This window comes from Cohnella boryungensis, from assembly GCF_042651945.1.
Classification (GTDB): Bacteria; Bacillota; Bacilli; order Paenibacillales; family Paenibacillaceae; genus Cohnella; species Cohnella boryungensis.
The window spans coordinates 166331-179236 of the sequence record NZ_JBHSED010000065.1; the positions used below are offsets into that span (position 1 = coordinate 166331).

Here is a 12906-nt window from a genome sequence, read left to right on the forward strand (position 1 = left end):
TTCGCTCTGCATCTTGTTTACCCTCCCTATGCTTTGGCTTCAAAAAAGCCCATCCACCCGAGCTCCGCGAATTCGCTCTGATGCGCGTGGAACATATACTTCCCAGGTTCGGGGAACACCACTTCCAATATTCCCCTTTGCCCTTGGCATTGCATGATCGTATCCGTATACACGGGCCTCGCATCGGGGTCCGCCCCGACCTCGTAATAATGAAAGAAGTTCGCATGAAGATGGAAAGAATTGAGGAGATCGAATTCGGTCAAGTTACTTAAATAGATTCGAACCAATTCCCCGACCTTGACTTCGATTGGCCAGGCTTGAAAGGCGAATGCATAGCCGTTAACGGTGTAAACTTCGTTTGCTCCGTCAAGGTCCAAATCGAATCCGTTCATCACCATATTGAATTCGCTAGCCGGTTTTCTTGCTTTCTTCGGGTCAACGATGAAATTTCCGTACAAGCCTTTGTGAATGTGCTTGGCAAGGGGCGGAATATGGCAATGGTAGACGTGCATGCCTGCCGGTTTGGCTTCAAACTCGTAAATAAACTCCGTTCCGGATTGCACGGGTTCGATTCCGTCCATTCGCGTCGGATGAATGCCGTGAAAATGAATGGAATGCGGGTGTGTCGATCCGTTCCAAAATTTGATTCGGACAATATCCCCCTCTGTGCATCGGATCGTGGGTCCGGGAATCGAATCGTTATAGGCCCATCCTGAAAATTTGATTCCATCAGCGATTTCCAATTCGGTGTCAACGGCCACAAGCTCGTATTCCCTGACCGTACGTCCGTCGGATCTGGTACTGGTTTTGCCGTAATCGAATTCGGTTAGCGACTTAATCGCCGCTTGCAGCCCGTTGGTCATTTCCGTTCCAGGATCGTAACCATGGGTCATGGTCTGATGCTTTTGATTCTGCAGCGCGGAATGAAGCTCATGTTTATCCATGGCTTTAACGGTTTTGCCAAACCATGAACTCGGGTTAAACAAGGATCCCCCGATCACGCCTAACGTTCCAATCGCTCCCCACTTCAGTACTTCTCTTCGTGATACCGGTTTTTTCGGATCGAATACCATCCCATCACCCTCCGATTTTTCTTTGCCAAAGGAAATTAAATTTCTTAAACGCAAAAAATATGTTTAAATATAATATTTATGGTCGCAAGACAAAATGTTTACCTAGCGCAAATTGTCTTCATGCCTAATATATGATGTTCTTAAGAAATTGTAAATAAGAAATTTTGATTTCGCTGGGGTTGATTGAGGCGGTTTTAGCAGAGGAAAAATAAAGAAAACCCGCGATTTACGCGGGCGAAGAAGAAGTGATTTGAATGGATTGCATGTGCTGTACAACATATTCAGCATCTTGACCGACTCCGCCGATCAAGGCGGAGCCACGCCGATGCAGCCAGGGCATTCCGACAAAATATAGTCCGGAAATCGTACTTACTCCTCTTCGATGAAGGGGTTTCCCTTCCTCGTTCAGACTATGAGGGATTTGTATCCACTTGTAATCCGGATAAAAACCAGTCGCCCAAACGATATTATTGACTTTTAACGAGGTTTGGTCTGAAAAGAAAATGACATCGCGAACAATTCGCTCCGTTCGCGGTTTTAATCGAACTGTCCCATTGCGTATGGCTTCTTTCAATTCAAAACCAAATATCGGATCAGGTTGTCTGCTCAACAACTTGCCAAATGCGGAGTAGATATCGGCTTTCAGAATTCCGATCTTAGCAAACCACCAGAAAATGCTCTTATTCATCAATTGCAGCGGCATAAACCTCATTCGATGGCCGACCGAAAGATAGACTTCTCTATCTTTGGCGAGCTCAACGGCAATCTGCGCCCCGGAGTTCCCGGCACCGACGACTAAAACCGGGCCATCCTGCAGCGAAGACGGATTCCGATATAAAGCGGTGTGAACCTGAACAATATTCGGGTTCGCTTGCTCCGCAAGTCGAGGAATCAAAGGTTGTTGAAACGGGCCTGTCGCTACGATTACGTTGTTCGCCTTATACATCCCTTGGTTCGTTTCAAGCTCAAATTCATTTGCCGATTTCCTAAGTGCGGTCACCTCAACACCCGATTGAATCGGAAGTTCGAAATAGTTCGCGTAAGCTTCCAAATAACACGCGATTTCGTCTTTCGTAGCATACCCGTTCGGATCTCCATCTATTGGCTTTCCGGGCAAGGAACTATAGAATCGGGGGGTAAAGAGCACCAAACTGTCATATCGGCTCTTCCATATGTGCCCCACTTCCGAACCTTTGTCTAGCAGAACGAATGATTTCCCCGTTTTCAATAAATAGTATCCCACGGCAAGTCCTGCTTGTCCTGCGCCGATCACAATAACGTCATAATGGGTCATAAGTTAGATCTCCAATCGCTACTTTGACATAAGCCTCATACTGTTCAAAATCACGATCAAGGCAGCCCCCGTGTCACTCATGGCGGCGGTCCATAATGTAAGCACGGCTGTAATGCATATATTTCCATTTGTTGTCTGCCGACTATAATGCCGCCCCCCTTCAGACAAGCTAAATGCTGCGAGATGTTGGACTGATTGCCTTTCAGGTCATCGACGATCTGAGAAACCGTTTTTTCTTGGTTTTTGATGCTTTCCAGGATTTGCAGTCTTGTTTTATCGCTAAAACCGCGTAAAAATTTGGCTTTAACATCCATATCGACATTAGACATGCGAGGACCCTCCACAAACAAATTAGTCAATGCTAATTTGATATCAAATTAGCATTGACCAATCTATGTGTCAAACCAAAAAATCCCTTACGTCCTTTAGGCATTACCTATAAGGACACAAGGGAACCTCTAGTTTCGGGCAGTTTTGCGACAAACACAGCATGTACAAAATAAAGCAAACTCTAGCCCTCAACAGCGCGGTTCCCCTTAGGCCGCGTCTTTTGCATTTATTCCCTCCATAACGAATGACATATTTAATTTTACCCGGGTAATATTGAGTTTTTATTTTTATCCGGGTATAATTAGGGAGACAATCAGAGAGGAGGCCGTCAGCATGAGCAACTCCCTAACGCGTTTTCACTGCACGGCATTTCTGGGTGTGGGAGTCGTCGCCAGTGGTTCGCTACAGCACGTTGTTACTACAGTAAAGGAGGCTCTGGATGACAGAGACCTCACACAGTTGCTTATATTTGACGATTTCACGGGTAAGCCTGTAGATGTTGATTTTCGTGGGAAGACAGATGATGTGCTCAAACGATTAGGAGAACAGTTTGGTGACTTACCTGATACGGAAGCGAATCATCAGCCTACACGGCGGGTCGGTCGACCCAAGCTGGGGGTTGTTTCCAGCGAGGTTACTTTGTTGCCACGGCATTGGGAATGGCTCAGGAGTCAACCTGGAGGGGCGTCGGTAACATTACGAAAACTCATTGATGAGGCTCGCCATGCCGGAGAAAAACAGAGCAATATCCGCGAGTCACAAGAAGCAACTTATTACTTTATGACAGCTATGGCCGGGAACTTCCCTCAATACGAAGAAGCTCTGCGGGCACTGTATGCTGGTGATTTGGATCGTTTTTACCACTTCATCGATGACTGGGCACCTGATATCAGAAACCATGTCAAAAGATTAGCCGCTAATGCATTCCCTGAAGAGAACTTGTGAATGAAAGCATTGGGGGCGTAAAGAATTAAAAATAGGAACTACGAAAGGAGCCGCTATGACAGACTTTGAATCTATTCGTTACATCGAACCATCGCAACGCGCTGGCATGAGGTTCATGCAACGAGGCATTGAGGGCAGCATCGTCATGTTGAACCTGCTGCGTTTTCGTGATGTTGCCGATTACACAACCAATCCTGAACTAGCACCGGAGTACCCAATCAGCGGTGCCGAAGCTTTCAACCGCTATATTGAGCACACCCTCCCATTTCTCCGTGAAAGCGGAGGTGAAATCATGTTTCTTGGCGATGGCGGAGAGTTTCTTATTGGACCCGAAGACGAAAGATGGGATTTTGTTATGCTGATCCGCCAGAGCAGCGCGCAGTCGTTTCTTGCTTTTTCAAGTCATCAAGACTACCTGGCCGGTATCGGGCATCGGACTGCAGCGATCGAAGATTCACGCCTTCTGCCTATGGCAGAACTTCCGATACCGAATTAATTGGAGGTGAACGTGTTCATGAATATTCTGAAAGTCAACGGCGTTGATTGGGCTATAACAGTTTCGGTAACGAAAATGACGAGGCTATTATCCTAATCGCCGGACTTGGAACCCGGATGATTCGATGGGCGGGATGATCGCCCAGATTGCAGCCAGTGAGTACCCTGAACGGATTTTATCACTCACCTCCATTATGTCTAGTTCCGGGGAGAACAGCAAGGAATGCAACGATGCGGAACATAAAGAAGATCGCCCTTCACCTGGCCAAGAAGGCCAAGTAAAAGGCGATTGTTGTTTTTCTATGTGCTGCCCCAGCCAAGTCCCAAAAGTAGCTTTCTAAACAGTCTGACCGCTTTCCCGAGACTGGGAAAGCGGTTTTGTTGTGTCTACACATTATTAATAGCACTCGTGAACCCAATCACAAACGAGATAATAAAGGCAAGCACATTAAGACTCGTCGCGACGATTCCGCATACCAATCCTGCAATTGCCATACCGCGACCTCGCACCTGTACTCGTTTGATTTCTTTAAACGATAAAGACGCCAACACAATCGCAACGATACCGCTGAAGAAGCCAATGATTCCAAGGACTAGGATTCCTCCTATTGGCAAAGTAATTAAGGATATTATACCTAGTACTAAAGAGGCAATTGCTTTGCCACTCGTCTTCGCCTGTGGCGGAACGTAAGATTGGGTTAGCGGAGAAAACCCGTATTGTGGCTCTTTGTGATTGTTATCCAAGGAATATCCTCCTATTAATGAGTCATTCTTCTATTATACTTCGCGTAGTAAATTACTGTAAATCTATCTCGTAAATTAAAAATTTTGTCGAACCGTATACAGCTCTCCTCTAACCCACCCTAACAAGGTACGTTACAAGCTGATTCTGGCCTTATCAGTTGCCTCAATGAATAAGGGATCCTCTGACTGCCGCTACAGCCGGAGAATCCCTATTAAAGTAACGTGCCCTCTAGGCCGCTGGGTCAACCACACATCTAAGCTGGAACGTAAGTTAACCTGATCACCTGCTCGCCAATTCGATCGCTTGCCACGAGGCGCAGCGGCGGCCGCGGACCGGCGAAGAACGGCTTGCCGTGACCCAGCACGACTGGATGGAGATAGAGTCGATACTCATCAACGAGACCGAGCTCCGTTAGACTGTGCGCCAACTCCGGCCCGGCTACTTCAATCTCCCCTTCATGCTGAGCCTTTAGCCCACGAATAGCCGCCGCGAGGTCGCCCTCGATCAGAAAAGCGTTCGGACCGACAGACTTTAACGTCCTCGACACCACCCACTTCGGTTTGCTTTGCCACGCCGCTGCGTATTCCCGTTCCGACGCATCCCATTCATCATGCTCTTCGTCCCAATACCGCATGGTCTCGTACATGCGGCGCCCATACAGGCTACCCGCCACGCCGCGCACGTCGTCGATGAAATGACGGAACAGCACGGGGTCGGGCTGGAATGCTGTGTGGTCGACGAACCCGTCCAGAGACTGGTTCAATGCGAAAACGATCTTGGCCATATAACTGACTCTCCTCCCTGGTTTTCACGCATATTCATCCAAGAGCAAGTAAAACAATTCTGCCCAGTTGAAAAATTTGAAGCTGGGGTTTAGTAAATAATATCGTGTTGCTCTCCATTTTTTGGATCGTTTATAATAACCCACCGACCCTCGTTTATGTTGAGCTCCTCAATGCAATAGTCCATTGCATCTTCTATTACTTTAAACCAATGATCCGCATAGCAACCTATATTTTCATGGGTATCATATAAAAATACATAAACACCATTCTTAGATTCATATATCATTACCTTTCTTATCTTCCCAATTGGCTCTGTAAGAAGAGCAAACATTCTCATTTCAGTACCTCATTCGAGTTTTCTTTTATCTTTCCCGTAAACTTAACAACGAACTATCGATGAAATCTCTTTTTCATGTAGTAGCCAGCGAGTAATACGAGGAGAACAATGAAAACATAAGGCAAATAATCCGATCCATTTTTCTTGCCGCCTGCATATTCACCGCTATAACTTGCTTTTACATATACCCCTTCATTTTCTTTAACAGCGATTGCATCATTGATTCCAACACCAATGATTTCGTAATATTTAGTACCCTTTGGATATCGATTCGAGAAATTTCCAGAGTAAGTGCCTTCCGAATCCGAATATTTAGTAACCCTGCCAATACTCGATCCAATTTGATTTGGTTCTACTCGCTCCTCTGTAATGACATATATTTTTCCGTCGTTGACTACAAACATATATGCCCAGCTCGCGGAGGCTGACCCAATAAAGAATGTACATGCAATACATAGAGCCGAGAATAGACGCAAGCTTTTTTCAAATCGCATTCAATCCCCCCTCTCCTTACTTCTCTGACGCTTAACAAGTGATTATGTTTCACTAAACTGCCAGTTTGCTTAATGTTTCGTTTCAGTCCTGCAATTACTCGAAGGCTGAAATCGGGGGAAACGGCTCTCTATCTCTTAAAAGAATTAATCATCTCTACAATTTCATATTGGTTTGTTTCAATAGCTCTTTCCAATGGGCTACCGCTATATGACCGCATTTTGCCCTTAAATTTAACCTGTGTAGTAAAGTCGACACCTACTCCAAGCAACAGCTCTACTATTTCTTTGTATCCTAACCCGCAAATCCAAAACAACAATTCTGACTTCGGGGTTGTTTGACTCTTATAATCCGCTCCATTCTCGAGCAAATATTCGGCTATTTTCAAATTATTTCTCCAGCAAGCCCATTTAAACGCTGTAGAGAAATACTTCTCATCGATTCCATTTTCGATAAGCGTTTTTGTCGCTTCCAGATTTCCTCCAGACAGATTTGTTGTGAAGTCAAGTAACGAGCTTTTGAGGCTATCAAGTCGATTAATATCAATTCCTTGGGATAAGAGTAATTCAATCATTTTTTTACTTCCACGTTCACATGCATAATGTATCGGTTGCAGATTGTTCGGGCCTTTCGAATGGACATCTGCCCCTGCTTCAATTAGATATCGAGTTATTTCAAAGTAATTGTGACTAATAGCAATTGATAAGGGCGATTGTCTTCCGACATCTTTAATTTCTTTATCTGCCCCTGCTTCGATTAAAAGCTTCACGATAGCCAGATTCCCAACTCTACACGCTATTTGCAAAGGTGTTCCATTTATCGGATTCGAATAATCGGTTAGCTTTTTATTTAGACTATTCGCTTTCGCGTTAATTACATGCTCCCGCACCATATCCACATTTTGGTGATAACAAGCATGATGCAGTGTTTCATTATTATTGGTTTCTGTCATCTGTAGTTGCTCACCCTTCATCATCCAAGCCGGATTCGATCGCAATCAGCTTACCCACTAACCGCTCCGTTGCGGCCGCCGTAAAGCTCAATACGCCATCCTTGTCTACGATATCTCCCTGCTTGATCCGTTCATCCAGCCAACTGGAAACAAAATCCGGCGCGTATCCTCCGGTGCCGAAGCCTTGCGCAAAGGCGATCATCTTGTCGTATTCCGCCAAATACTGCGCTCGCGTCGCTCCCGGGTTTGCCCCGGCGTACAACCAGAACTGGATATCATACATCAGCATGGACAACTCGTCCGCATGAAAAGCAAAATAGCCTTTGTCCTCTACGATCTGGGTGCAAATATTGCGAATGACCGCTTCAATTCGATCTATTCCATCGGCTTTCTCGCATAAAGATTGCAATAAAGATGAGAATTGTGCATACTTCACCTTGTCCAAATCGTCGAGCTTGTCCTGCTCCGAGGTATCGAATACTTCCTCATTGACCAGTCCTGCGATAAAAGTCGCAAAGTCAGGCGCAAGGAAGGTAACCCAATAACCGGCCTCTTGATCCACATGTACAACTGCAGGCTCTCCGTCCCGGCCGCATGCGCGATAATCCAGCATAATGACATCATGCCCTGCCGACGGGCAATCGCACAGGACAACCCCAATGTCCGGATAGCCCCACTCTTCCTGCATAAAATTGCTGCCTAAACTGCCGCCCAGACTATAAGCTTTCACGCGCCCGATCCCCATAATGCCCGTAATGGCTACATGATCCTCCGCCCAGGAGGTCGAGACGGCAGTCGGAAAACAAGTGTTGACCGGTACGCCGCCATTCTGCTGCTGCATCAGCCAAATATAATCTGCAGGAAGCTTGTACCCAAGCTCCTCTTCTATAGAAGCAATCATCTCGGCAGTAGGCGGCGCCTCTACATAACTCTTGTCCGCATAATCGCTCATCTCCCAGAACTGACTGAAGTCGCGCTGGCGAAAAGGCACACGAGCAAGCTCCCTGATCGCCGCAGCTTGTCTCACCATAATATCGTGGCAAGCCTCTATGTACTTATCCACATCTGCATCGCCAGGCTCCAGACGATCGAACTGCTCGAATGCAGACAGCGCCTTTTCCCATTGATGCATGTAGAAATAAGAATAGCCGATGCGCCAGTTCCACGTTGCATCCTGTCTTCCATGCTGTTCTACCGACAGCAGCTGTTGCAGCGCTTCCTCGTAGCGCCGCAAGTTGTTAAGCGCTCGGCCATAATGACCCACCAATTCGTAGTCCCGCTCCGATTCAGGCAGTTGCTCGATCGCTTCAACAATTTTGTCATGCTGATCATCGTTATACCAGCTTTGCAGCTTGTTCAACAGTTCTTTTGACATTTCGTCACTTCCTTATTTCATTTTATCAAGCTTGAAGCGCTTACCCGCCACGGTCACGCCACGTACAAGCGCAGCGTTCAGTGCGCGCAGAACATTCGTAGTCAGACAGGTTTGAAGAAGATCGGTGTAGTCGGCGAACCGTGCATCAAGCGGATCGTGCAAGGCATGGTCATTGCTGATGCGTATAAAGTGTTTTTCTCCTAATCCATACGAAGCCTGTTTCAAATCAGGTACGGGTATACCCAGTGACCACTCGGATCAGCGGCTCATAGACCGGATTGATCCGGCTCCATATATCGTCAAGAAAAGCCCCGATAGATGGTTTCAAATGCAATTCTCCCCCTTCGACGGCTTGAGTACATTCCAAAATAGGAACGTATATTCCCATTTTAACATTTGACCACCCTCATTCCAAGTGCTTCCACTCCGATCCCATAGTGTTCGCCTTCAATAATGTATTGCTCTCACCAGCACAGCGGTTTCCGGGTGTCCCATATGATCCAGCGGTACGATTCACGGATCGAGCTTGTACCGATCTCATACGGACTTGGCTCGGTACTGGTCAAATCGAGTACATGCAGCATTCCGTTGTATGTGCCGACAAGCAGTGTTGTCTCGTCCGGGTGCAGAGCCATGCCGCTGATCGTCCCGGATACGTAATAACGCCACAGTTCATTCCCATCCAGATCGATCATCCGCAAATAGCCGTATGCGTCGCCCATAATGTTGCCCTTCTGCAATGCAACGCCGGCATATACTCGCATACTGTCGTCAATCGAAGAAGGTTCTTTGTTAAGGTCGTCCTGCTCAATTGCAGGGAGCGAAATGCCGATCGTACAGCCATTGTAAAAATGACACGCGTTAAACCAAACGTTCTCGTCATTGGCGCTGAACAAGCTGTAATGTGGATAGCTTGAGATCGGTTCAAACGGGTACACGATCCACTTCTCTTGATCCAGCAGCAAATGTCCGCTGTCCTGGCTTCCGTAAGCCATCCATCTCCCGCTTCGCGAAACGGCCCCGTGCGGCATCGATAAACTTGCGGTCAATTCATCCTCTTCTTCCGCCCACTCCCGTATATTATCCGCTGCCGGGTGCAGCAAGAGAGCGCCTGCTTCTTCGATCACATAGATGCCATCATGCGACACCATCAACAGCTTCGTGCCATCGGTGAACGGAATGACATCTGCGTTTCGGTAACTGTGCGGCTGCAATGTCTCAATATCGGGGTATTTTTCTCGCAATTGGTCGATAATTGCCGCCCATGTGTATGTAGCCAGCAGCGTACCGTTCAACTCCCGATCAGGTCCGCGCACGACACGAACCCCTTGCTCATCCATCAAAGCAATGTCACGCCCATCCGCAGAACAGCTTGCCGCTTGTACATGCTCGATACGGATGGCCCTCTGCTTGTCCATCACATAGACAGTGCGCGATAAATCTTCATTCTGAGCCGCAACGAGAAATGTACCATCATGTAGAAACGCAATCGGACAAACCGCTCGCATCAGTTGTCTGTGCGTTTCGCCAAACGGCCATGAAGCAGCCGGAAACTGTTCGCGGAGCGTCTCTAGTTCCCCCGTCTTATTCGCCTGTTTAATAATCTTATACACTTGCGAAGCCAATTCCCTGCGCGAATCTTCAGACGGCTCCTCTCCCGGCTCCTCCCAGTTGCTTTCTAATCCCCGGCGCACATAGGCATTGACCTCACTTGCATAACGCAGCCCTTCATCCCGCCATTTCTGAGACAATTGTAGCGTATCTTTTGTCATTTGGTTCTCCTCCTGGTTTTAATCCAAGAAAATAGAAATCCATTTACGTTTACGCGGATCATCGAATGTGCAGGCAGTTGCCCGGTGTCGCAACTGTTCAACGGCAGCGCTCCATCATCTGTCACCGCCAGGCTCTGACTTACCACTGCGCCAATATAATCTTCAAATCTTGTCTAAGCAGGTCTGTACGGTAAGGAAGCTTTTTCTTCTTCAGCTTCTCTTCCAGAATGGCGACGATCTCCAGCAAATCCCGCTTAAGCAGCTCTTTCAACGCTTCAAGAGGAAGCTCGCCTTCCTGTCTGGTATAATGTCTTGTAAATTCCATCTTCAGTTGTCCGCTGCGCTTGGCGAGCTTGCTTGCCTGCAGCTTCGGACGAATATAGTAGGCTTCCGCAAAATGAGGCGGGACGTCTTCCTCCGAATGAAAATACTCGTAACGTACAGTGGGGGAAGGATCATCATGGTGACTGAACCAGCACAGGACGGCAAAATAATCGAAGCCGCCTCCATATCGTTCCTGCTGCATATCCCGGTCGAATCGTTCCCTCAGCTCCCGCAAACATTCTACAAACGGTTGAACTGACTGCTGATAATTGCCTGAACGAACAAGACGAACCGGGTTTTTAGGCAGGGGATTGCGCTGAGTAGCCAACTCTGAGATTCCATAGTCCGCCCGATCTCGGTCGTCGTCAATCACAAAAGTGTTACCTTGCTTGCTCCATCCTTTAGCAGTTCCTTCAATGGTAAGAAAGGCTCGTGTGCGCAGATTGGTGTAATAGGAGCCGTTGATCCACTTCTCCGCAATCGCCTCGACAGGTTCCCGTTCCTTCCAGCCTGCAATATGCAGCGCTTCACAAACACGAACCAGTCTATTCCACTCCTGAATGTTCGCATAGTCAACATAACGGTCGTATTCGGCAAACAGCGCTTGGAGCAGCGAATCCGGCGACGATTCCTGCTGAATTCGGGCTGTCAGTTGCTCGATTGTATCGGCTAGATAAACATCTTCCAACATCGGGTATGCCCCCTTGATCGTCGTAGCTTATTTTTCATGAACCTATTTCTTCATTTAATCATCAATTTCCGGAAAACACCAGAACACCAAATGCTTCAGTTCCTTCGCACCGCCTAGCTGAATTCGATCCGGTTCAGGTTCAGTCGCAAAGTATATATATGCAAAGAGAACGCCCCCGAAGTTGAAGGGACGTTCTCTTGGATATTCCTGTCGAGATAGCTACCATGGTTGATTACAGACGAACTACGCGACGATAATACAAGTATTCGGCACGGTCCTCCCACTCCAACTCTTCCTCATAGGGGTCGCGATAATAGGTAGCGACAGGAAGATAGCCCCATGTGACGCCCATACCGCCGCAGATCAGCGCACCGCCGTCCCCGCCTTTGCCGCGCACGAGTCCTTCAGGAGATACGGTCAACTCCTGTTTGTATGGATCGCCAAGGAATAGCAGCCCCATGCCGCCACTCTTTTCCAGATCGAAAGGTCTATCGCTCTCTAGCGGTTCGCCCTGCTCTTCCTGCTCCCGATCCAGTTCTCCGAAGTGCCTAACCTTCATGCGATAGTCAAAGCTGTCGCCCCAAGGAAATAACGTTCGGCAGCCTCCGCCGTACGCATATTCCCATTCATCTTCTGTTAACACATCGAAGCCATTGGGCAGTTCATCTTCCGCCCACGCCTGCTGGCTGGGACTGTCAGCATACAACCAGATGCGGATACGCCCGTCCCCTTTGTCCAATCGAAAAGACTGATGCTGCTCATAAGAGCCGTAATTCGAGGCCTTGATGCGTTCGATCGCCTCCAGTACATCGTCGTCTTCTTCCGGATCCAAGTCAGCTAGTTCCACCTCGTACCAGGCGACAGAGCGGGTTTGGCGCTCAATCAACAACGGGCCGATGTCAGCCTCTCGCACAGGCGACATTTGCTGTCGTAGCAAGTGCTCCAACTCCGCAGGCTCTCTGTTCATATCCTCCAGCCCGCTCTCGAACTCTCCTCTCGTCTCTTCATCCGGTCCGACTGTCCAATGCTCCCAGCCGAGCGTGACCCGGTCACGAGGTACATATACGAACTCGCAGCCTTCATACATATAGATACCCGTTTCCAGACCAAGGCCGAACCGCTCGAAGCGTTCCATTCTCAGAAACGTGAAGCCCTCAGGCAGACGTGCATTCAGCTCGCGCAACAACTGCTCCTTACATTCACTTGTCTGTTTATTCCAAGTCGCTCGATCCTTTATCACGATTGTCTCCCCTTTTAGACTAACAAACTACAATTCGATCCATTTAATACATATTG

At 47.8% G+C, this 12906-nt stretch carries 14 protein-coding genes and 1 pseudogene; 2 read left to right on the forward strand and 13 right to left on the reverse strand.

What is annotated here, in order from left to right:
- Window positions 1–26 precede the first annotated feature (26 nt).
- From ACFO1S_RS24445 to ACFO1S_RS24455, 3 genes and pseudogenes are all read right to left on the reverse strand, one after another.
- Window positions 27–1073, reverse strand: a complete 1047-nt coding sequence (locus ACFO1S_RS24445) for a multicopper oxidase domain-containing protein (protein ID WP_204602437.1) — start codon at window positions 1071–1073, stop codon at window positions 27–29.
- A gap of 226 nt (window positions 1074–1299) precedes the next feature.
- Entirely contained in the window at window positions 1300–2367 is a 1068-nt protein-coding gene (locus ACFO1S_RS24450; RefSeq protein WP_204602436.1) for a flavin-containing monooxygenase, read from the reverse strand.
- Window positions 2368–2473: 106 nt separating this feature from the next.
- Window positions 2474–2696: pseudogene (locus ACFO1S_RS24455) on the reverse strand (ArsR/SmtB family transcription factor); the annotation flags it as partial.
- Window positions 2697–3030: 334 nt separating this feature from the next.
- Here ACFO1S_RS24455 and ACFO1S_RS24460 point away from each other — a divergent pair.
- Together ACFO1S_RS24460 and ACFO1S_RS24465 are read left to right on the forward strand one after the other, a co-directional pair.
- Window positions 3031–3642, forward strand: a complete 612-nt coding sequence (locus tag ACFO1S_RS24460) for a DUF2239 family protein (RefSeq protein WP_204602435.1) — start codon at window positions 3031–3033, stop codon at window positions 3640–3642.
- A gap of 55 nt (window positions 3643–3697) precedes the next feature.
- The gene (locus ACFO1S_RS24465; protein WP_204602434.1) at window positions 3698–4138 is read left to right on the forward strand and encodes a DUF1330 domain-containing protein; all 441 of its coding nucleotides are present in this window, start codon (window positions 3698–3700) and stop codon (window positions 4136–4138) included.
- A 386-nt stretch (window positions 4139–4524) separates the two neighbouring features.
- On the opposite strand, the gene ACFO1S_RS24470 is transcribed toward ACFO1S_RS24465, so the two are convergent.
- The 10 genes from ACFO1S_RS24470 to ACFO1S_RS24515 form a co-directional block, all read right to left on the reverse strand.
- Complete coding sequence (locus ACFO1S_RS24470) at window positions 4525–4881, reverse strand: DUF4190 domain-containing protein (RefSeq protein WP_204602433.1); 357 nt, start codon at window positions 4879–4881, stop codon at window positions 4525–4527.
- A 254-nt stretch (window positions 4882–5135) separates the two neighbouring features.
- Entirely contained in the window at window positions 5136–5666 is a 531-nt protein-coding gene (locus ACFO1S_RS24475; protein WP_204602432.1) for a dihydrofolate reductase family protein, read from the reverse strand.
- An 89-nt stretch (window positions 5667–5755) separates the two neighbouring features.
- Window positions 5756–6004 carry a hypothetical protein gene (locus ACFO1S_RS24480; RefSeq protein WP_204602431.1) on the reverse strand — a complete coding sequence of 83 codons (249 nt, stop codon included), beginning with the start codon at window positions 6002–6004 and terminating at the stop codon, window positions 5756–5758.
- 53 nt (window positions 6005–6057) lie between these two features.
- A complete protein-coding gene (locus ACFO1S_RS24485) occupies window positions 6058–6498 on the reverse strand; it encodes a hypothetical protein (protein WP_204602430.1) in 441 nt (146 codons plus the stop codon).
- Between the two features lie 128 nt (window positions 6499–6626).
- A complete protein-coding gene (locus ACFO1S_RS24490; protein WP_378127740.1) occupies window positions 6627–7448 on the reverse strand; it encodes an ankyrin repeat domain-containing protein in 822 nt (273 codons plus the stop codon).
- A 10-nt stretch (window positions 7449–7458) separates the two neighbouring features.
- Window positions 7459–8823 (reverse strand): SMI1/KNR4 family protein, encoded by a 1365-nt coding sequence (locus ACFO1S_RS24495; RefSeq protein ID WP_204602428.1) that lies wholly within the window; start codon window positions 8821–8823, stop codon window positions 7459–7461.
- A 12-nt stretch (window positions 8824–8835) separates the two neighbouring features.
- Window positions 8836–9048, reverse strand: coding sequence for an Imm9 family immunity protein (locus ACFO1S_RS24500; protein ID WP_204602427.1), 213 nt, complete (start codon window positions 9046–9048; stop codon window positions 8836–8838).
- A 239-nt stretch (window positions 9049–9287) separates the two neighbouring features.
- A complete protein-coding gene (locus tag ACFO1S_RS24505) occupies window positions 9288–10595 on the reverse strand; it encodes a PQQ-binding-like beta-propeller repeat protein (protein WP_204602426.1) in 1308 nt (435 codons plus the stop codon).
- Window positions 10596–10734: 139 nt separating this feature from the next.
- Entirely contained in the window at window positions 10735–11610 is an 876-nt protein-coding gene (locus ACFO1S_RS24510) for a hypothetical protein (protein ID WP_204602425.1), read from the reverse strand.
- Between the two features lie 232 nt (window positions 11611–11842).
- Entirely contained in the window at window positions 11843–12850 is a 1008-nt protein-coding gene (locus ACFO1S_RS24515; protein ID WP_378127744.1) for a hypothetical protein, read from the reverse strand.
- Window positions 12851–12906: the final 56 nt, after the last annotated feature.